The 20,074-nt window shown below is 35.0% G+C and carries 22 protein-coding genes; 13 read left to right on the top strand and 9 right to left on the bottom strand.

Annotated elements, in window-relative coordinates; translation table 11 throughout:
* Positions 1-195 precede the first annotated feature (195 nt).
* From ACEZ3G_RS03920 to ACEZ3G_RS03905, 4 genes are all read left to right on the top strand, one after another.
* Positions 196-1,032 (top strand): RteC domain-containing protein, encoded by an 837-nt coding sequence (locus ACEZ3G_RS03920; protein ID WP_340200755.1) that lies wholly within the window; start codon positions 196-198, stop codon positions 1,030-1,032.
* 322 nt (positions 1,033-1,354) lie between these two features.
* The gene (locus ACEZ3G_RS03915) at positions 1,355-1,639 is read left to right on the top strand and encodes a helix-turn-helix domain-containing protein (RefSeq protein WP_340200753.1); all 285 of its coding nucleotides are present in this window, start codon (positions 1,355-1,357) and stop codon (positions 1,637-1,639) included.
* Between the two features lie 3 nt (positions 1,640-1,642).
* Positions 1,643-2,362, top strand: a complete 720-nt coding sequence (locus ACEZ3G_RS03910) for a hypothetical protein (RefSeq protein ID WP_340200966.1) — start codon at positions 1,643-1,645, stop codon at positions 2,360-2,362.
* Entirely contained in the window at positions 2,346-3,008 is a 663-nt protein-coding gene (locus ACEZ3G_RS03905) for an ATPase (protein WP_340200751.1), read from the top strand. Before ACEZ3G_RS03910 ends, ACEZ3G_RS03905 begins: the two co-directional genes overlap by 17 nt.
* A gap of 16 nt (positions 3,009-3,024) precedes the next feature.
* Here ACEZ3G_RS03905 and ACEZ3G_RS03900 read toward each other — a convergent pair whose 3' ends face one another.
* The 4 genes from ACEZ3G_RS03900 to ACEZ3G_RS03885 form a co-directional block, all read right to left on the bottom strand.
* Positions 3,025-3,231 carry a GDCCVxC domain-containing (seleno)protein gene (locus ACEZ3G_RS03900; RefSeq protein ID WP_340200749.1) on the bottom strand — a complete coding sequence of 69 codons (207 nt, stop codon included), beginning with the start codon at positions 3,229-3,231 and terminating at the stop codon, positions 3,025-3,027.
* A 5-nt stretch (positions 3,232-3,236) separates the two neighbouring features.
* Positions 3,237-3,830: a mercuric transport protein MerTP gene (gene merTP / locus ACEZ3G_RS03895; RefSeq protein WP_340200747.1), complete on the bottom strand. Its 594-nt coding sequence runs from the start codon at positions 3,828-3,830 to the stop codon at positions 3,237-3,239.
* Positions 3,827-4,201 carry an ArsR/SmtB family transcription factor gene (locus ACEZ3G_RS03890; RefSeq protein WP_340200746.1) on the bottom strand — a complete coding sequence of 125 codons (375 nt, stop codon included), beginning with the start codon at positions 4,199-4,201 and terminating at the stop codon, positions 3,827-3,829. The genes merTP and ACEZ3G_RS03890 overlap by 4 nt, the downstream gene beginning before the upstream one ends.
* A gap of 212 nt (positions 4,202-4,413) precedes the next feature.
* Positions 4,414-5,043, bottom strand: coding sequence for an N-acetylmuramoyl-L-alanine amidase family protein (locus ACEZ3G_RS03885; protein WP_340200744.1), 630 nt, complete (start codon positions 5,041-5,043; stop codon positions 4,414-4,416).
* A gap of 189 nt (positions 5,044-5,232) precedes the next feature.
* Between ACEZ3G_RS03885 and ACEZ3G_RS03880 the strand changes: the two genes are divergently transcribed.
* Genes ACEZ3G_RS03880 through ACEZ3G_RS03840 form a run of 9 tightly spaced genes read left to right on the top strand, consistent with a single transcriptional unit; the run spans position 5,233 to position 12,409 of the window.
* Positions 5,233-5,520: a hypothetical protein gene (locus ACEZ3G_RS03880; RefSeq protein ID WP_073243663.1), complete on the top strand. Its 288-nt coding sequence runs from the start codon at positions 5,233-5,235 to the stop codon at positions 5,518-5,520.
* A gap of 36 nt (positions 5,521-5,556) precedes the next feature.
* The gene (locus ACEZ3G_RS03875; protein ID WP_432424152.1) at positions 5,557-5,841 is read left to right on the top strand and encodes a hypothetical protein; all 285 of its coding nucleotides are present in this window, start codon (positions 5,557-5,559) and stop codon (positions 5,839-5,841) included.
* Positions 5,828-8,230: a TraG family conjugative transposon ATPase gene (locus ACEZ3G_RS03870; protein WP_432424151.1), complete on the top strand. Its 2,403-nt coding sequence runs from the start codon at positions 5,828-5,830 to the stop codon at positions 8,228-8,230. Before ACEZ3G_RS03875 ends, ACEZ3G_RS03870 begins: the two co-directional genes overlap by 14 nt.
* Positions 8,231-8,234: 4 nt before the next feature.
* Complete coding sequence (locus tag ACEZ3G_RS03865) at positions 8,235-8,822, top strand: conjugal transfer protein (protein ID WP_432424150.1); 588 nt, start codon at positions 8,235-8,237, stop codon at positions 8,820-8,822.
* 2 nt (positions 8,823-8,824) lie between these two features.
* Positions 8,825-9,667, top strand: a complete 843-nt coding sequence (locus ACEZ3G_RS03860; RefSeq protein WP_432424149.1) for a hypothetical protein — start codon at positions 8,825-8,827, stop codon at positions 9,665-9,667.
* A gap of 11 nt (positions 9,668-9,678) precedes the next feature.
* The gene (locus tag ACEZ3G_RS03855) at positions 9,679-10,293 is read left to right on the top strand and encodes a conjugal transfer protein TraK (RefSeq protein ID WP_432424148.1); all 615 of its coding nucleotides are present in this window, start codon (positions 9,679-9,681) and stop codon (positions 10,291-10,293) included.
* Positions 10,283-11,212, top strand: a complete 930-nt coding sequence (traM, locus tag ACEZ3G_RS03850) for a conjugative transposon protein TraM (protein ID WP_432425142.1) — start codon at positions 10,283-10,285, stop codon at positions 11,210-11,212. Before ACEZ3G_RS03855 ends, traM begins: the two co-directional genes overlap by 11 nt.
* On the top strand, positions 11,209-12,039 hold the full coding sequence (locus tag ACEZ3G_RS03845) for a DUF4138 domain-containing protein (RefSeq protein WP_432424147.1): 831 nt from the start codon (positions 11,209-11,211) through the stop codon (positions 12,037-12,039). The genes traM and ACEZ3G_RS03845 overlap by 4 nt, the downstream gene beginning before the upstream one ends.
* A gap of 7 nt (positions 12,040-12,046) precedes the next feature.
* Positions 12,047-12,409 (top strand): hypothetical protein, encoded by a 363-nt coding sequence (locus ACEZ3G_RS03840; RefSeq protein WP_432424146.1) that lies wholly within the window; start codon positions 12,047-12,049, stop codon positions 12,407-12,409.
* Between the two features lie 3 nt (positions 12,410-12,412).
* On the opposite strand, the gene ACEZ3G_RS03835 is transcribed toward ACEZ3G_RS03840, so the two are convergent.
* The 5 genes from ACEZ3G_RS03835 to mobB all read right to left on the bottom strand — a co-directional run bounded on the left by ACEZ3G_RS03835 (position 12,413) and on the right by mobB (position 20,066).
* Positions 12,413-13,462 carry a hypothetical protein gene (locus ACEZ3G_RS03835; protein WP_432424145.1) on the bottom strand — a complete coding sequence of 350 codons (1,050 nt, stop codon included), beginning with the start codon at positions 13,460-13,462 and terminating at the stop codon, positions 12,413-12,415.
* Between the two features lie 53 nt (positions 13,463-13,515).
* Positions 13,516-14,136 carry a hypothetical protein gene (locus ACEZ3G_RS03830; protein ID WP_432424144.1) on the bottom strand — a complete coding sequence of 207 codons (621 nt, stop codon included), beginning with the start codon at positions 14,134-14,136 and terminating at the stop codon, positions 13,516-13,518.
* Between the two features lie 3 nt (positions 14,137-14,139).
* Positions 14,140-17,244, bottom strand: coding sequence for an HsdM family class I SAM-dependent methyltransferase (locus tag ACEZ3G_RS03825; protein ID WP_432424143.1), 3,105 nt, complete (start codon positions 17,242-17,244; stop codon positions 14,140-14,142).
* A gap of 204 nt (positions 17,245-17,448) precedes the next feature.
* Positions 17,449-19,029 carry a type IV secretory system conjugative DNA transfer family protein gene (locus ACEZ3G_RS03820; RefSeq protein WP_432424142.1) on the bottom strand — a complete coding sequence of 527 codons (1,581 nt, stop codon included), beginning with the start codon at positions 19,027-19,029 and terminating at the stop codon, positions 17,449-17,451.
* Positions 19,030-19,034: 5 nt separating this feature from the next.
* Positions 19,035-20,066, bottom strand: a complete 1,032-nt coding sequence (mobB, locus tag ACEZ3G_RS03815) for a MobB family relaxase (protein WP_340200720.1) — start codon at positions 20,064-20,066, stop codon at positions 19,035-19,037.
* Positions 20,067-20,074 lie beyond the last annotated feature (8 nt).

Below are 20,074 nucleotides of genomic sequence, written 5' to 3'. Positions count from 1 at the left end.
GGAATAAAATTTGCTTCTTTCAAAATTATGTTATTACATTTCAATAGTTCTTTAGATGTCCCATGTCGTAAAAAGTTCTGCTAACAAAGTACCTGTCCTGCGCATTCGCAAACTAAAGAACTCTAACAACAACTAATCCACCCAAACTAAGACTGCCCGCAATATTGTTGGGCTTAACTGTATTTATGGCTGCAAATGGATTTAGAAACGTTAGGCAAAAATCTTCTCGTAGCATTAGACGAGATAAGGCTCGAAAATCTACCGATTTTGGAACAATCCTATCGTTCTATTCAGTTAAGCAGAAACTTGCTTAGTACTTTCAAAAGAAACATTCTGACCAATGATTTTGAAAGTGTTGAGAAAGAAATAATCTTCTTCAAAAAAATAAAACAAGTGCCATTGGTTAAGCTTATATACTTCTCAGAAATTCATTCTTTTGAAATTCAATTCCCAAAAGCAGACAGAGCTGCACAATTAAAATTTGTAAAAAAGAAAATCAATAAATTAAATCGCTTTTTTCTTTATAATCTTGATTTCGGGCAATACGTTAAATCTGGTGCAACCCATTTTGACAAAGCTTATTACACCAGAGAGCATTTTGATATTTATCATATTACTACTTCCAAATTCTATTTTCAAGACCCTGATTTTTGTACACCGAGAGATATGCTTTTAGGAAAGTTCAAGGCTTATATATCTTTAATCAACTATATGGACCAAAAGAAAAATTCTATTAAAAATAGAGTAAATGGAAATAGTGTGAATATAAAACCTACGGAAAAAATTCCTTGGCCATTCACAAATACAGATTGGGTTGAACTTCTATATTCGCTAAGTGCTGCTGGAATGACAAAACAAAAGGGTCTAAGTATTATTAAATTATCTAAAATTTTGCAAGAAGTATTCGACTTTACTCCAAAGGAAATCTACAAAACATTTCAGGACATTAAAAATCGCAAAAATAGCCGAACATTATTCCTCGACCAGTTGACAGCTTCCCTTCTTTCGGAAATGGACAAAAGCGAGGAATAGTCGCTAGTTGCTATCATTCGTTCCTTTTTTTATATGTTAAAAAAAGACCGTACTACGGTTGACCTACGGTAATTGTATTCCGTAGTTGTTTTTCATAAATTTTGATACAATTTCAAGGTCTGTTAGTTACGGAAGCACCTTTAAACACTGTTAAAACAATTGAAATTTCAAAATGTTAAATTTTGACCGTAGTACGGTTGTACTGGGGAATAAAATCCATTAAAGCTATCCAAATTTGTAGAACGAAAGTCAAATCAGGTCAGAGGCTATCAAATTAATTGACAACGATGCGATAGTCTCTTACTTTAAAAACCGTTCTATTATGCCTACAAGTATTATTACAACAGACGACCTTCGGGAATTCAAAATGGAATTGCTCGATGACATTAAAAAATTATTATCCAAACAAGCCACTGGAAAACTCAAAAGATACCTTAAATCATCTGAGGTTATGGATTTGCTTCAGGTAAGTCCAGGTACATTACAAAACCTTCGCATCAATGGCACTTTACCTTACACCAAAGTTGGTGGTATTATTTACTACGATGCTGAGGAAATACAAAACATAATGACTTCCAACCGTGTTCAGCAAGGTTCAAATTCTTAAATGATGAACTATATAAAGCTACTTAACGCGGCTTTTGAAAAGTTCTATTTTGATGACCGCCTAAATCCTACCCATATCAGTCTGTATATGGCGCTGTTCCAAGAATGGAACAGTAGCCGATTTGCGGATGAATTTTACGTTAACCGAAGAGACTTAATGCGTGCTGCTAAAATAGGCTCAAAATCCACATACCACCGCTGCGTTACGGATTTGGACTCGTGGCTTTACCTATGCTATTTTCCATCTAACAATCCATACAAAGGAAGTAAAATCAAGATGTCTATTATCGGGACAAGTAGTGAACCAGATATGGGACGGTACAATCCCACATTAGAACAGCTTGCGGAACAGTACTATCCCATACGTGAACCAGTTGTGGGACAGCACCATCCCATAAATGGACAAGTACTGGTATCTAATACAAACAATACCAAACAAGAAAACTATATAAAACAGCCAAAAGGCAGGCAGGTGGTTATTGATTTTTTTGAAGAAAATGGTTTTGATGCAGATGAGGGGAAAAAGTTCTTTGAGCACTATGAAACCCGAAACTGGCAAACAAGTGATGGGCAAGCAATTCGTGATTGGCGAGCTGTAGCCACAAATTGGATGGACAGAACGGAATTATTTGACGAAAAAAATGAATCAAACAAAAAACAAGCGTCCCAAATCAAGGACAACTTGCGAACCACTAAAAACAAAGATTATGGACAACCCCTCTAAAATTACTGAAGGTGGCGTGGAATATTCGCTAGGAAAATTTGACGGCAAAAGTGTACTGTATGATTTCCCAAAAATCTTAATTTACCTGAACGCTAAAGGGAAACAGCTTTTCGGCGAAAAGTTCAGAATTTATGATGAAGATAGAGATATACTGCTAAAGCTTTGTTCCTACTTCATTAAAGATAAATCCAATTGCACAACCTATGGAATTGACATCGATAAGGGTATCTTACTTTCCGGACCAGTTGGTTGCGGGAAAACCAGCTTAATGAAATTGCTGAGATATATTGTTCCGATGCAAAGACCTTATGAAATGATTCCTTGCAGGAACGTAACCTTTAGTTTCAACCATCTTGGTTTTAAGACCATTGAGGAATATGGTAACACAAAATTTTTCTGCTTTGATGATTTAGGTATCGAACCTGCTGGACGGTTTTATGGTAAAGACCTGAACGTAATGGGCGAAGTGCTATTATCCAGATATGAACTATACCTTGAGACCAAGCATAAAATCAAAACCCACGCAACCACCAATCTCAATGCCGAGGAATTGGAAGAACGCTACGGCAACCGTGTTCGTAGCCGGATGCGAGAATTGTTTAATTTGATTGCTTTTGATAAAGAGGCTGGGGATAAGAGGAAGTGAACTTAAATATGATTTTTCAACAACAACTTTTGTTCTCTTGAATCGGTGGACAGGGCACAGTCCCATAAGAACAATATACACAGCAATCTCCTTCATTTGGTTTCAGAACCGTTTTGCAACTCTCACACTCATAAAAGAATTGACAGGATTCTGTTGGCATTTCTTCTACTTTTTTATATCCGCAGTTTGGACAAGTGATTTCAGATGTCAATATAGTTTCCATTATTTTTATTTTTTGTCGGTCACTTTATAACCAGTAGAATTAATTGCTTTCTCAATTTCCGCTTCATTGGTCTTGGTTTTATCAAATTCAATGATTGCATTTCCACTTTCATATGATGTTTTTGAGCTCACGATTCCGCTGAGTTTATTTACTTCGTGGTTTACGTGTTCTTCACAACCCGCGCAGGTCATTCCGCTAATTTTAAATTCAGTTGTTTTAATATCCGATTTATCTACAACGATAATTTGTTTTGCCGTGTCTGGGTAAAAAATTCCTGAATAGTATGGAAATGCTAACATTACGATTGCAAATACAGTTACAATTCCTAAAAAAGTTTTAGACTGTGTGAATTTTGGTTTTTCGCCTGTCTCACATTCACAGTCGATTTCCTTTTTAGGCTTTAGCATCTGGTACCAGGCAAAACAAAGAACGAAAATTGTGAGTCCGATTAAGTACGGTCTAAAAGGTTCTATCCAAGAGAATGTTGAAGCAATTCCACTTGTTCCTGCGATGAGAGCCAAAACAGGCGTAATACAGCATAAGGAAGCTGTAATTGCAGTTAGCAAGCCTGCTCCAATTAATTTGTTTTCACTTTTCATATCGCTTCTAAAACTTTGTTTTTATCAAGTATTGCGAAAAACGGATTGAGTAGTTTTTCATATTCAGCGGTCAATGAGTAATAAATCGTTTGGGCTTCTCTATCGGTTTCTAATAGATTTCGGTCTTTCATTTTTCTCAAATGCTGGGAAATGGCCGAAATATTCATTCCAAGAATATCACTTAAATCACAAACGCAAAGCCTATCTTCTTCAAAGAGTACGTAAAGTATTTTAAGTCTTACGCTATTCCCAACTAATGAAAGTCCATTCGCTAAATAATCAAAAGATTCACTTAGTTCTGAAACTGTCTCTTTGCAACGATTGATTTGTTCTAAATCAGCTTGTTGTCTTATACAAGAATTATTTTCCATAAAGCAAAGTTACATTATTTTCTTATTTAAGCAAATACTTAAATACGTAATATTTAAAATAGCAACAATTTGATTAATAGAACTGCTAGAAATAAATGGAAGTAGTCTAACTTCTAAAAGATTTATATAGTAAAACTACTTCTGCAATGAATTGTATCACAATAGCTTTTAAACTTTTTGTCAACTCTAAAAATATATCTTTCATAATAGTATTAGTTTTTAATAGATAATAAAATGGCGAAGGCAATTAATTTGATATTCTTAGAAGCAGAAATATAACTGCTTTCATCCCCATTACTCAAAAAACTCAGTTCCAAAAGAACCGAGGGGCAATAGTCAATAGTTTCACGTAGTACCTGAAAATTTGCGAACTTCACACCTCTACTTTCATATCCTATAGCTTTGCAAAGTGCTTTTTCAAATTGATAACCTATATAAATAGATTCTTTAGAATTATTTGCTTGCTTTTGTGAAACATAAACTTCTATCCCTCTTGCATCCGGATTATCTGAATGATTACAATGTAGAGAGAAAAACAAATCAGCTTTTAGAGCTTTGGCCAGCTTCGTTCTATCCGATAGCGAAATGAGTGTATCAGTATACCTGGTTAAATAAATGTCCAGAGGCTTATCTAATTCATCATTTAGCTTCAAAATGGCATTCGCAATATCCAATACAACGTCCTTTTCTTGGATTTTATTTATGCCTATTGCACCAGTATCTTTTCCACCGTGTCCAACATCAATTATAATTCGTTTTTGAGTACTCTTTTCTTGTCCTAAAACGATACACATTTTTAGAACCAAAATCACAAAACTGACGTTTTTGAGCACTTTTTTCATTTTCAATTTTCAGGTTATCAACATTTTTCCTTCAAAAACTCATAAAATTTGATGCCAAATAGCAGCAATTAAATTCAATTGATTTCAAATAATATTTTATTCACAAATATTTGATTTTCAGTTATTTATGTACAAATATATGTAAATTTCAGAAAGAGAAAATGAATAAAAAATCTAAACAGTTTTATTATGAAAAAATCAATCTACTTAGCAACTTTTTTATCGTTGCTCTCAACATCACTTTTTGCTCAAATTGGGGGAATTGAAGATTCCGTTAACGATGTGGGCGATACCATACGTACCATATTTCCAATTTTACTTGGTGTCATTTTTCTTGTTGGTTTCTTGTTTAATGCAGGACATTTCTTTGGGGAAAACGCAGACCTTAAAAAAGGAATTACTAGAGTGCTTGTGTTTGTTTTGATTGCTGGCGCAGTTGTCGGCATCTTCACATACTTAATAGGAATCGTAGTATAAATCAACCCTCATCGAGGGCTTTATTAGAATAGCTGTATGAAGAAATACGAGGTCTATAAAAACATTAGGAAAAGGGCAGTCATTTTTGGGCTGCCTATTTCCCTGTTTGCCCTGATGATGGTTTCTATTTTGGCTTCGCTGCTCGTCATCATCTTCTCTTTCAGCTTCGGGATAATAATTGGTGTACTTGTTTTTAATGCCGCCTTATATGTTGCCCTAACAAGAATAACACATAACCCACAAATTTTTCAAATGGCTAAGGCTTTTCCGAGAATAATAAGTAATAAAAAAAACTCAGGCTTCGATTATGAACAAGATTAATCTTTCAGCATATCAACCTATTGTAGATATTCAAGACAATATCATATTTGCCAATAATGGCAATGTTGTTCTGTGCTATGAAGGTACGTTGCCAGAAATTTATTCACTATCCGAAAAAGACTTTGAAGACATTCACGGGGCTTGGTTTCAGGCCCTGAAATCATTGCCTATTGGTACAGTAGTCCAAAAACAGGACATCTACCTAAAAAAGACCTATACTTCAGAAGCACTTCCCGATACAACGTTTTTAGAAAAGGCAACGCACGACCACTTCAAAGGGCGCGACTATATGGAACATCGTTGCTTTTTGTTCTTTACGCTAACTAAGAACAAAGCTCTGAATAACTCAAAATACGTCAACCCTTTCCGCAAAGTTTCCAATGGAATTGTCCAACGATTAGATGACAACATTAAGAGCTTTATTGGGGCTGTTAGTGACTCTGTTTCCTTTATAAACAATAGCAGAAAAATGAGTTTTATTTCGCTTAAAGCGAAAGAAATACAGCAGTTAACCAACGGATATTTCAATGGCTTTAATGATGGGTTTGACACCGATATCATATTAGATAAAAAAAGCGTCAATATTGGCGAAAACCATTTTGATGCCCTGGCTATCAATAGCGAACTGTGCTTTGGCGAAAGTGTACAGAGTAGCAAGACCAATGAGAAATTCACTTCTGACGATTTTGTGTTTCATCAAGGGTTTATTGATGGCTTAGGGCTTACGCTTAACGAAAATCATATCGTCAACCAAATCCTTTATTTGGATGACAAACAGAAGTGGCGCAAGTTACTTGATAAGAAAGTTGAGGAACTCAACAAAAGTTCCAACTTCGGTTCTCAGAATAAAGTAGTCCTCGGTAAAATTCAGCATATCCTTGACCAAATAAATGCGGATGATAATGCTCGCATTATTCGTGGTCATTTGAATATAATTTATTGGGATAAGAATCCAGAAAATTTAAGTCGAATCGGTTCTAAAATCAAAACTGAATTTAAGGAACTGGACATCATTCCATACTATCCTAGAGGTGAGGAACGGAAGAATTATATACTCAATAGTTACTGTTGTTTTTCTTCCAATTTTTCAAATAACGATTTATATGTTACCGATTTAAAGCACGCTCTATGCCTGTTTATAAACAACACAAACTACAATTCTGATGCTACTGGAATCATCTTTAATGATAGGGAACACAATGTTCCTGTTTTAAAAGATGTTTGGGATGAGCGCAAGAAGCGCATTAAGGCAAGAAACTTTGCCATTTTTGCACCTACTGGTGAAGGTAAGTCCTTTTTGGCAAATAACATTCTGCGCCAGTATTTTGAAAGTGGTGTCCGCCTGGTCATAATTGACCTCGGTGGATCCTACACCAAATTTGCCAAACTCTATCCCGAAAAATATACTGTGCTTCGTTATGAAAGTGGCAAAAACTTGGGTATCAATCCATTTTATATAAGTGATGCAAATGACCTCACACCTGAACGATTGGAAGATTTATCAGTCTTTCTGTTTGAACTGTTCGCTTCAGATTTAATGGTTACCAAAGCACAATCGGTTTCGGTCAAAAAGATATTGCGCCACTATTACAAAAATACTTCGGAAAATCATTCTTTAGATGGTTTCTACAACTTTATAGAAAGGAATCAGAAAGACCTTCTGGACACCTTGAAAATCCATCCCGACTACTTCAATATTATCAGCTTCTTGCACGTAATGTCCGAATATGTCGGCGATGGTCTATATAGCTTTCTATTTGAAGTCAGCGAAGACCAAACTTATAAAATCGAGGACAAACGCTTGATTGTTTTTGAACTGGATGAAGTCAAAGATAACAAGGAAATCCTATCCGTAATGTTGAAGCTGATTAAGTCAGCTATCCAAAGAACTATTTGGAAAAACAGAGCTGAAAAAGGCATCATCCTTTTTGATGAGTTTGCCAAACAACTAAAGTTTGATAACGTATTAGAAAGTGTAGAATTCTATTACCAAGCCATTCGTAAACAGAATGGTGCGATAGGCATTATTCTTCAATCCATTAATCAGCTTCCCAATAATTCAACATCGGCAAGCATACTGGAAAATACACAGGTCATTTATAGCCTGAATAACGAAAAAGGCTATGACGAACTGGTCAAAAGGCTCAACCTATCTAGCCACGATTTAAACCAATTAAAGTCCATCAAAAACAATCTTTCCGGACCAAGGAAATACACCGAAATGTTCATCAAGATAGGTAAGGAAAGTAACATTTTCAGGCTAGAAGTTCCTAAAGAAGTGTACGCAGCCTACCTAACCGATGGACAAGAAAACGAGGCCATAATGGCCATTTATGAAAAGACCAATGATATGGAATTGGCAATTAAAGAATTCACATCTAAAACATAATATTATGAAAACAAAAATCAAAACAATCTTGTTCGGGCTATTCTTAACAGTTGCCCTTTTATTACCTAGCGGTGCTACTGCTCAGGGAATGCCAGTTTATGACAACACCAACTTTGTAAGCTTGGTAAAGTCTCTTGTAGAATCTGCAAAACAGACGAGCCAACTTATTAAATCAGTACAGTTTTTAAAAGACGCTAAAGAAAGCATTGAGAAAGTATCAAGCGTGGTACAGCAACTCAGGGCGGTTCAGGAAATTGCACAGAACAACCAACGCCTTATCAATGTAATGCAAAACGATTTACAGGATATTTTAAACTCGCCTTACATCAAGCCCGAGGAAGTTACACGGGTTGCGGAATCATTTGATGCCATTGTCCAAAACTCTCTGGACACGGTTGATTTTATGGGCGAAATTTTATCTAGCGATAATCTAAAGATGTCCGATGCTGAACGTGCTGAAGTGTTAAAACAGAAAGAAAAGGAATCCAAGGAAATGGTTTCCAATATCCAGACCAGAACGAAGCGGTATCGTGATATCATTTCCTTTAGAAAAATGCAGGATAAAATAAATAATCGAGAAACAGAATACTAAAAATGACCGCAACCATACTTTTAGGAATTGGACTGGAATACGTCGATGCGGTGTTTCAAACCATACAGAACAGTAGTTTCTCGCAATATACTATTGCAGGAATGAAAACGCTTGCCGTTTTGTTCTTTCTGGTCAATATCCTAAAAAAATACAATGAGGGCATTGCGGATAATGATGGTTACACTTGGGGATTGAGCCCAGGGGAATTGACCAAGAACTTTGCAGTCGTTCTTCTGGTCATATTTTCAACACAGGTCCTGGGCTTTTTCGATAGTATATTGGTTTCCATTGAAGCGCAATATCGTGGCACAGCACCGGCTTTATTGCCATTACAAATGCAGGATATCCCCATAGAAGAAGAAATAAATTTTTTAGAGGCCGCTCAAGCGGCAATGGCCTTATTATATGAGGCTCTAGTTACACCACTTTTCGGATTCAAAATATTTGCATTTATCATCAGCCTTATCCTCTGGATTTTGGATTTGTTCATCTACCCGCTATTCCTTGCAGAACGTTATTTTTTATTGGGAATAATGCAAGCCTTCTTCCCACTTGTTATTAGTCTGGCAGTTTTTGAAAAATTCCGTTCGCTTGCCTATACATTTTTCAAATTATACGCTGCCGTCTATATGTTGGTACCAGCATTCTTTTTGGTCAATGTATTTGTAAATGCGCTCTATACTGAAATCAATACGAACTTCTGGACAAACCTTTTTGGGACAGATGTTGGCCAGGGCTTTTTTGCGCCTGTGGTTCAACTTGGGTCAGTTGGTTTCATTGTTTTTCTAAAATTCAAATTATACAAACGAGCCACATCGTTTACCCTCAGATTGTTTACCAGTTAATTCCAATGAAAATGAAAACACCTTACAAAAACATCTATGCAGTCTTAAAGTTGAACAGATTTATCGTGTTGGCAGTTGTCATTTTTGCAATGCTATCCAGCACCTTTTCACTTTGGATGGCATTTAAGACGAATAAAGAAGCTCTTAATAGTGCTTTTGCCATTAATACTGATGGTAGTATTATTCCGCTGAAGCTCGTAACCCAAAAAGAAAATTTCAAGGTAGAAGCATTAGCTCATCTAGACCTGTTCCACAACTACTTCTATAATATCGATGCCAGTAATTATGAGCGTAATCTGGAAAAGGCACTTTGGTTGGGCAATAGTTCTGTGGACAATCTATATCGACAGAAAAAAGCGGATGGTGTCTATAACCGATTGCTGCAATACTCGCTAGTTCAGAAAGTACTGAGTATTGATTCACAAATCGAAGAACAAAACGGAACATACGTCTTTAGAACTGTTACCATTTTTGAAATCAATAGAGGTTCAATAATCGATACCTACGAACTTGTTTCTAGTGGAAACTTAATTCCAGTTGACAGAAACTTTCCAAACAATCCGCACGGATTGTTGATTACAAACTATTTCGAGAACACCCTAAAAAAAATAAATGATGAAGATTGAAAAAAATAAAATAGTATTTGCAGCAGTACTGGCTGTGATTTTCATATTCCTGATTTCCTATTCTATGATAGTTATGGGCAATGATGAAAGTGAGAATGAAAACCTTGAACAGACTTTGATACCCGAATTGGACGAAAACCAAAAAGAGTATGATTCAAAACTGGATGCCATTAATGATTTAAAGGAAGTGCGAGAAAATAACGCACCGAGCATCTATGACGAAAAACTGATTGATTCCTTGGGGTTTTATGACCCAGACCTTCCGGAACGAGAAAAAGAACGCATTGTAGACAGTATTTATGATGCTGGTAAGATTCAATATTCTGGAAAGAAGTATCAGAACCTTGGGCAAAAGAAAGTTGCTCAAAACAATACTCAGCAAATCGATTCTGCTGAAATAAAGCGAGAACAAAAAATTGAAGCCAAAGAGTTAGGGTTGGAACACCAACTGTTCTTTGCTGCTTCGCCTAAACCCAATGAAGTTTCAATAATTGGCAATACAGATGAAACTATTTATGTAGTTGTAGATGGCGACCAGGTTGTTAAAGCAAATACCCGATTACGAATGCGCCTAACTAAATCAGCAACTATCAATGGTAAGCTGATGCCAAAGAACACACCCGTTTTTGGGTTTATAAGTTTTCAACCCAATCGTGCTTTAATCGAGATTGAAAACATAAGGCATCATCCTACCAAACTTAAAGCTTTCGATTTGTTGGATGGTAGCGAAGGTATCTATGTACAGAACAATTTCAGGGCAGAAGCTACCACGGAAGTTTTGGATGATGTTATAGGCGATATCAACATTCCAACTGTTCCACAAGTGGGCGGAATTACACAGGTATTTAGACGTCGTAATCGAAGCGTGAAGGTAACTGTGCTTAACAACTACAAATTAATTCTAAAACCAAAATTATGAGAACCCTATTTTTAATATTGATATCATTGATTTCTGCTTTTGCAAAAGCGCAAACAAGTACGGTACTAGACACAATTTACGCAAACGATACTAAAAATGTTGCGCTATTTTTCCCAGAACCCATAAGACAAGGCATAACCGGTTCAGATAAATTTGTCTTTACCTACAATCGTGAAAAAGAACAGTATTTCGGATTACTTCAGGCGAAGCCCGGGAAAGAAAGTAATCTACTGGTAGTCAATAGAAATGGCGCAATTTTTTCGTATATTGTAAGATATAAAAAGCAGCTATCAAAGCTCAATTATTTCATTCCATTATCAAATAGTATTGGAAATGAAAAACCAATAGAAATCGATTCGATTCAGGTTGTAACTTCTGAAAAAAATATAGATAACAGAACCTACTATTATCAAAAATTCTGCTCCTATCTTCTTAACAGAAACCAACGTATTGGTCGGATTAAGAAGCGAACGCAAGGCATTGTCTTGAATGTTGAAAATGTTGTTTTTGATAAAGAAGAACTCTACTTCGTTATTCAGATTGAGAATAATTCTACATTGGATTACGATTTAAATTTCTTGAACCTTTCAATCGAGACTCGACAAAAAGGGAAAAAGAAATCTTTACAGAGCTTATATCAAGAACCTATTTACAAGCAGCATCTGCCTTCAAAAATTGCAGAAGGTAAAATGGTGCGGTTTGTTTACGTTATGCCCAAATTTTCATTATCAGATGACCGTAGGGCAATTTTGGAATTGAACGAGAAGGATGGCGAACGCAATATAAAACTGAATATGTCGCATAGATATATCAATAACCCAAATTAATAATATTATGAAAAATTTAGTCTTTTGCTCACTCGTACTTTTATTCATTTCTTGTTCTGAAACCAAGAATATGTCGCCATCAGAAACCACTAAGATTGTGGTAGAAAGTTTTTATGCTAAAGATAATAGCACTTTAAAAAAACATACAACTTCCGACGGCTATGATAGTTTAATAATGATTCAGGGTTTAGTGCCAGACGCAGATAATGATGCAAGTGTTACAATATCAGATGAAGTTATCGAGACTGATATTGCGTGGGTCAAATACAGTTCTAATTATGATAATAAGCCTGGCATCTTTAAACTCGTTAAAGAAAATAACCAATGGAAAGTGACTAATAAAGGTCCTAGGGAAAAAGGGCCTTTTTAATGGTTAGTCTTTCAATTCAACACTAACATAATCAAAATCGATTTTTAATTTTTTCTGTATAAAATTCAAATAATCACTTTCATCTTGGTTAGGTGGGTACTGCCCAGCAACGAACAATAATTTTGTTCTGTCGTCATCGTCCTTTTGCATATATGATATGATTTGACCTAGACCTTCTCTGATGCAATCAGAGGCAAAGGCCGATGACTTTACTTCGTAAAAATGAATTTCATTTTCTAATTTAACTTTAACATCAACGTAGTTTTCCTCCAACACAACATTATCTTTTCCGTATTTCTTTTCTAGTTTCTTTTGTAAAACTTCTTGAATCTTATTGTGCTTTTGCTCTGCAATGTAGCTAGTGCTTCCTTTTCTTTTTTGTTTTGCAGAATTTCTCGAACTGGTTCCCTTTCTCTTAGTTTTTCTCTTTTTTCCAGTATTAGTTGTTTTTCCATTATCTCTACCATATTTCTCAAACAAAAAATCAGCAAACTGATATATTGATAAATGGGATGGTTTATTGGCAATAATTAAATTCTGAATTTGAGAGGTCTTGGTTTTTCTAGTAACATTTAAGCCATAGTGTTCAGCAATTTTATGTAGTACAGCTTTCTTGAATATTGGAATTAGTCTTTCGTTTGAATAGAGATAAGCAATTTTCCATTTTACAAAAAGAGTTAAATGCAAATCATCAATTTTTTCAAAGTCTCCCTTTTCGGAATATTCAATAATCTTTAAGATTTCAGCTTTTACGTTTTCAAACGCTTCTTTTCTATTCTCTCCATAGTAACGCTGCCAGGAATAAAGATTGTCGTTTATTAAGTTTTTTGGATTTGCATTTGGGTCACTTCGTTTATAAATTCCAAACTTGCTAGAGTTTATGCCTTTAATACTGCCAAGAGCTCTAGTTTTAGTTTCCAACCATTGGCAGAATGTATCTTTGTTCCCAACCGAAACATATTGTTCCAGATTCATTGACTTAACTGTTTCAATATTCCATCGTTCAAGAAATTCACTAAGGATTTCTCTTGATAATTCTGTATTGTTTTCCAAATGAAATTAAAGTATTGTTTAAAGTATTTCTAGAGGATAAAATAGATGAACTTTTAGGCACTATTTAAAGCCGTAAAATCAAACATAAAATGTTTTATTCTCATATCGTCAGGGTGCTCTGATTCATAATGCTTATCGTGTAAGTGATATGGTTTAGGCTTTAAAAACTCAGGCTCTCTATCATCTTTCTTTAGAAGCTTGTTTATACCGTACACAGTCTTATGTAAAGCTCCTGCTAGGACATATCCAAGTAGGCATCCGTTCTCATATTTCTTAGAAACAAAACTGTTAATTCCGGTATCAATATAACGTCGTTTTAAACCAGAATCTTTTTCCTTAAGATTTTTGGCTTCCATATGGTATTCATACTCTAAAGACGAATTTATGGTTACCAATCTAAGGTCTATCCTAGGCAGTTTCGCTGCAAAACCCTTTTCCTTTTTTATACCATCTTTTGGTAAGTGCTGCTCAACATTCGTAACTATACTCCACTTTAATCTTAGTGGGTTTTCCTTAATGTGTTCGTGCAATTCCGAAGTAATGTCATTTTCATCCCAGTTGAGTTTGATGACCTTGGTTTCCATAGCTGAAACATAAGATTCTGTTATCAGCTGAAAGCATTTTTCTTCAAAGCCTCTTTTGAAGCTGGCAACTATTACTTTGTTTAATCCCATCTACTATACTTCATTAAGAATTTCCAGTATTAATTCTGAAGCATCTTCAATCGCCATCGATTGAGTCCAGAATCGCCTCTGATTGGGACGAACAATAAAAATCTCGTTGCCTGTTTTATAATTTAATTTTTTTCTGAAATAGATGTTGGTTGCTTTCTTTTGCCATAATTCTTTATCCAAGTCTCGCAATATGTCGTGTATATTCACGCTAGATATTGAAACTTCCATTTCAGAATCTCCAAATGTAACCTTGGTTATCATTAAAGGTGAAAAATGACTTATGTTTTCATAAACAGTACAATTAGCATAGAGATTCTGATTTTGTAAAAAGTCATTTAAATGCTGTGAAACCTTTAAGGCATAATCTTGAATTTCATCTTTGTTAGTTGGACCAAGAACATATTGATACCTCTTAATTAATAATGGAATTGTAAATTCCACAAAATTGTCTACAATTAAGCTTTCATCGATTGAAAAGTCAAAACATTTAGATATATAATTATCAATCTCTTGTTCAAACTTTTTTGTATTTGTGTTGAAAATTTTAGATTCATCAATTATCATCCTGTCGTAAATATCAGCAAGATGATATAAGTTCTTTTTAGACAAAGAAAATGGTAGTCGATAAACTTCGTTAGGTTTGATTTCTTCTCTTTCTATTCCGATAGATGCTGAACATAAGAAAAGATAATAATAAGCAAGTTTTGAATTTATAAAACAAGTTAACCCTTTAAGTACTTTTGAATCGGTATGACTAAGACCTAGAACTTTACTATTAAACGAACAGGCTTCATCTTCATAAGAAGCACAAATTTTCCAATTGGAAAGACCTTCTTTAATTAAAATATGCGGTGCAAAATAAGTCTTTTTCGCTCCCACGCGTCTAAATACATTAATTGTAGGTAAGTCCTCTACCTGAACGCCATAATGCTTAGCATATATTTCTTTTGACCGTTGAGTAAGCCCAGAATTCAAATCTGAAAATGAATATGAAACGTAACGTCTAATATTCTTAGGGGTAATGTATCTATTTGGAATTTCGTTATCTACTTTAGGGTTTTTAGTGGAATTATTCAAAAACTGTAATCCAGAGCCTCTGTCAATTTTTTCATCCGAAATGAACTGTTCTAGATTGTCTGAAGCATTTAGTTTTTGTATTAAATTTATATCTCCAATTCCACCCCACATTGCAATTTTCCAAATTTTTGAAGTTGGTTTTTTGCATTCTTCCCGTGGAAGATATTTCAAATCTGTGCCATCAATGCTAACACCTTCTATAACATTGGATTTAATGTAAGTCTTAGGGGCATAATAGATAATTGTGTCAGATTTTTTCTTCGGTTGACTTTTTCTATAAAATGCAATACTGATTGGTCCAGTTGCTGAACCAAACAATTGACCACCAAAATCTTTAGGTGCATTTCGTAAAATCGAGAAATTATATATTTTCTCTACATAGCACTCATTGAAAAGCCACTTCCTGAAATTTTGATATGTTATTTTGGTATTGGTAAGGATTTTGGTATTGAAAATCAAGGCAATTTCTCCATTATCAGAGAACTTTGTTGCCTTATGAAGAAATGGAAGAACCATCTCTTTTGCGAACCCATATTTATCACTATAATCTCGAATAGATTGGGATAGGTTCTTAGTGCCAAAAGGCGGATTCCCTACAACTAAATCAAAATCAATTTTTTCTATTTCTGGATTCTCCTTTATAGTATCTGAACGAAACAAATTATTGCCTTGTTCAACTAGAGTATCATCCGAAGGGTCATTTATCAGATATGGTAAGCGATAGTCTTTATTTTGCCAAATTGTCTTAGGATTCAAGTTGTCTACCAAAGCCAAATAAAGACTAAAAGCTGCTACCTTGATGGACTGAGGGTGTATCTCTATACCAAATATATTATCCGTCAACAGCTTCTTCAGCTCATTAAAGTCTGTAAGCTTTTCTGAATTGGCATTTTCGTGACGTTTGACCAGACGTTTAAAACTTTCAACTAAAAAAATCCCAGAACCACAAGTAGGGTCTAATACCTTAACATTAAATTCTTTTTCTGTCCTAGAGATTGGTAATTTCTCATTCAATATGAGTTCAACTAGGGAAGGCGGTGTGTAATAAGTACCTGTGTCTTGCTTTAAAGTAGGGTTTATTTCAGCAAGGAAATTCTCATAAATTTCACTCAGCAATTCTATTTGAATAATGCTAAAATCGAACAGGCGTAAATCTTCAAAAAGATTCTGCTGTAAGGAATTATCATTGCCGTTGATAAAACACTTTTGAATAATTTTTAAATGTTCCCTAGAGATTGACTCATTGCTATCTACAGTAAAAACATTACCGTTAAAATATTCTTCTAATTTCTTAAAAAGAGAATATGTTTTATCTGCATCGTCCAAAATGTCGAAGTAAGACTTTGCACCTTTTTTTATTTCAGAATAAAATTTTTCATCAGTTGCACCTCTATCTTCTAAATACAAAAGAAATAGAGAACGCATTATTATTTTATGGATAAGGTTTATTTCTAATCCTTCTGCCTGTAGTTGCCTAGCAGTATAAGTAAGGCTCTCTACAAGATATTTATCAACCCTTCGTTGAAGGCTTATTTTCTTTCTAATCTCGAACGCTTCTTCCAATGTCCATATGATACCTGTATCAATGGCAATGGTGGAAAAAAGGTTTTGAAGTTGTTTGAGCTTGTTTTTATCCTTGAACTCGTAAGACTCAATTTCGAGTGTTTTAAGCTCCTTCTTATAGTCAAAATCATCTGATTTGATTATAAGAGGTTTCTCAGCACAATTGTAAATACGGATTTCAGTTTCCGAATAAACGTATAGAAAAATTACCTTTTTGAAGTTCCAGATTTTTTTTTGAGTCTTTGCAACTTGATGAAGTGCACGGTCATCAAATTTTTCAACTTTTTTTAAAAAAACTGCAGGATAACTATTATGATTTTCGTCGGTACTGAAATAGATTTCATCAATTCCGAAGTCTTTCACTTGATTGATTATAACTAACTGACTTTCAGAAATTTGATTGGATTCCGAAGTAACAGAGACGGCCTTGTCCAAGCCTAAATTTTCTATTATATCAAAATCAATCATATCGAAAGTTGTCCAAAATATCTGATAGTTAGTTACATACTAAATTAATTCCAAAGGTACAAATGATTTTGCGATTTTGATAATCGAAGTTTTACTATTATTTGGACATATTCCAAAAATTTGGATAAATCATTCATTTGCTTCACGAACTAATTCATTAATAATATTATTATTCGGGCCTTAATTAACCTCAGTACAGAAATATTACTCAAATATCGACTTCGCTTCCACATAAACTCTCTCAAAATTAGCCTCTAAATCAGCCTGAGAAAACGGTTTTGATACCATTGGTAATTCTCGTAGAATGTCAGCCAATTTAAACTGCACCTTTTTATCTTTACCATCTGCATAAGTAATAAACTCGCCTTGCTTTAACCTAAAGAAAACATCTGCTCTAATTTTCGGAATTTCCTTTTCTCCAGTCGTAATCCGTGTATCAAAATCAAGATTATGCCCACGACTTATACTTTTAGTTGGGTCTTTGATGATTTCAAAAAAGCGTTCGTAATATTTGGCTGTGTCAGGGTCATTGACCTTACCGAAAAACTGATAGGACAAATTACTCAAAATCGCCTTGCTTGCCTTATCCCCATACATCATATCATTCTGAATTTTGTCCTGCATTACATAAATGGTAGCAATATCATAACTACGCAAAGTTGCAGGGATTCGGTGCATATTTAATAATCGTATGGTTGGTGCTTCTTCCATCAACAAAAATGAAGGTTTAGAATTTCGCACGCTCATTTGTTTGGTAATGGTGTGAATAATGGTAGCAATTACAGGCGAATAAGACGTTTCATATTTTGGATTGTTTACTACGGAAATTATTGCAGGATTTTCTTCGCTATTGATATTCAATGGAACATCATCTGCGGATAGTGCCATAAAAATGCGTTGTGTACTAATTCTTTTCAGGGCATTGGCCAATGTGCTTTTTACACCAGCTGTCTGCCTATCAGAATCCTTACCACTAATAAAAGCATCTGCCATTGCTCTCGATGTGGTATTGGTTTCCAAAAACTGGATAAGGCTATCAGTATCCAATAATTGATAAATCGCTATTAAATGAGGTAATGTACAGTATTTGGGATAGTCGGTTTTTAGTTTCCAAATCAATCCACCTATCAAACCTTCAGCTGCATCGTTAAAGAATTTTGTTGTTCCTGTAGTTCCGCTTTCCCGTTGTTCCAAAAGGTTTTCAATAAGCACCCTAGAAACTTCATTTACGCTTTCCTCGTTCTCTATATAGCTTGGTGCAATAGGATTTACCCTATGGATGATTTTATCGAAGGAAATGACCTTAAACGGTATATCACTATCCTTGAATAGTGGATAAGCCATTTCGGTCAGCTCAAAATCTTTATAGTCGTGAATAATTCCGCAAAAACTCTCTTTCCGAAAATGTCTTAGAAATCCATAAACGACACTTTCGGTTTTTCCGCTTCCGGCGGATCCGATGACGGATGCGCCACGTTTAATATTATCTAATTTGAAGTTTCCTTTCTTCGTACCAAAATTTACTTGGTATTTAGTATTACTATTTTGAGAGTTCTCAGTTTTATGCAGAAAAACATACAATCCTGTATTGATTAGCATTAGAGGACACGCCAAATAAAGAAGTATCAATACTAATTCATTCCCTTCAGAAATAGAGAATATGAGAAATGAAAGCATTGCGATATTCAAAAGAAACGCATACTTGCTTACTCGAAACATCGCATAGAAAACAGTACTGGTCAAACCAATAATTGAAAGTATTGTTATGACATTATCTATCTCCATACCAATTAGATTCCGATGGAACTAGATTTGATGGCCACTTCAGCGCCACGTCTTAAACGTTTGAAAACCCGCAATGCAATTTGCGCTTGACTAACGGGAATACTAGGAACGATTGGCAATCCCGTTTTCGTCATCATTTTGAAAGCCAATGCTCTTTCGTTAGATGGTAATTTCATCAAAGCAGCAAAATATAGCTTAGGGTTTTTTACAAAATCCTTTCGTGCCTTATAGGTCTCGGCAAAGTTTCGTTTATAGCCAAAAGTCTTGTCAAATGTCTTTTCTGCTTTCTCAAAAAATTTGTTTCTATCAAACCCTCGCTTTACGTTTTTGCCGTGCATTTCAACCTCAGAAGCTTTGTGCTTACTTCCTGGGGAAAGACTGACCGAATTAGAAGCATCCTTCCTGCTCACGATGATATGGATATGGCTTTGGTTTCCATCCTTTCTCATTCCCTGGACAATCCGTTTTCCATTTTGTTGATGTGGGGCTTGCCGTTCCAGTCTAGCAATTTCCTTTTTCATCGTTTTAATATTTCCTTCAGCTCGTCCTTCTTGAATATTTCGAACATCCGTTTTGAGCTGAAGTATTTTTGTAGCAAAAGGTTGATTTTCTTTTATCTTCTTATCCGTTCCTTTAAATGTGCGTTGGTGTTCTATTTTAGCATAGTATTTTATGTTATCGATGGTTATGGGTCGCCCATTAATTTCCCTATTGAATGAAGCCACATAATCCTTCATCAATTCACGAGTGTAGGTTTTTAAATCTTGGCTGTTGTTCTGAAGTTTTCGTAATTCATATTTTGAAGGACTGACCGTAATCGAATAAAACTTGGGTTCTTTCTTTTTTAATTTTGCGGTGTTTCCATCAATTTCTCTGACTACTTCTTCAGTGGAAATCTCATCGCCATATTGATTGAAAAAGTGTTCCATATCGTGTTGTTCCAAGCCTTGATTTTCTTTCTCTAAATAGCCTACAAAATCAGCCGAACTTTGTGAATAATTGTTGCCTAATTTTTGCGGTGTGATTGTGATATACATAGCTCAAA

It is taken from the genome of Meishania litoralis (genome assembly GCF_042611095.1).
GTDB lineage: Bacteria > Bacteroidota > Bacteroidia > Flavobacteriales > Flavobacteriaceae > Meishania > Meishania litoralis.
Note: the sequence above shows the minus strand (reverse complement) of the source record. Positions and strands in the feature narration are given on the sequence as shown.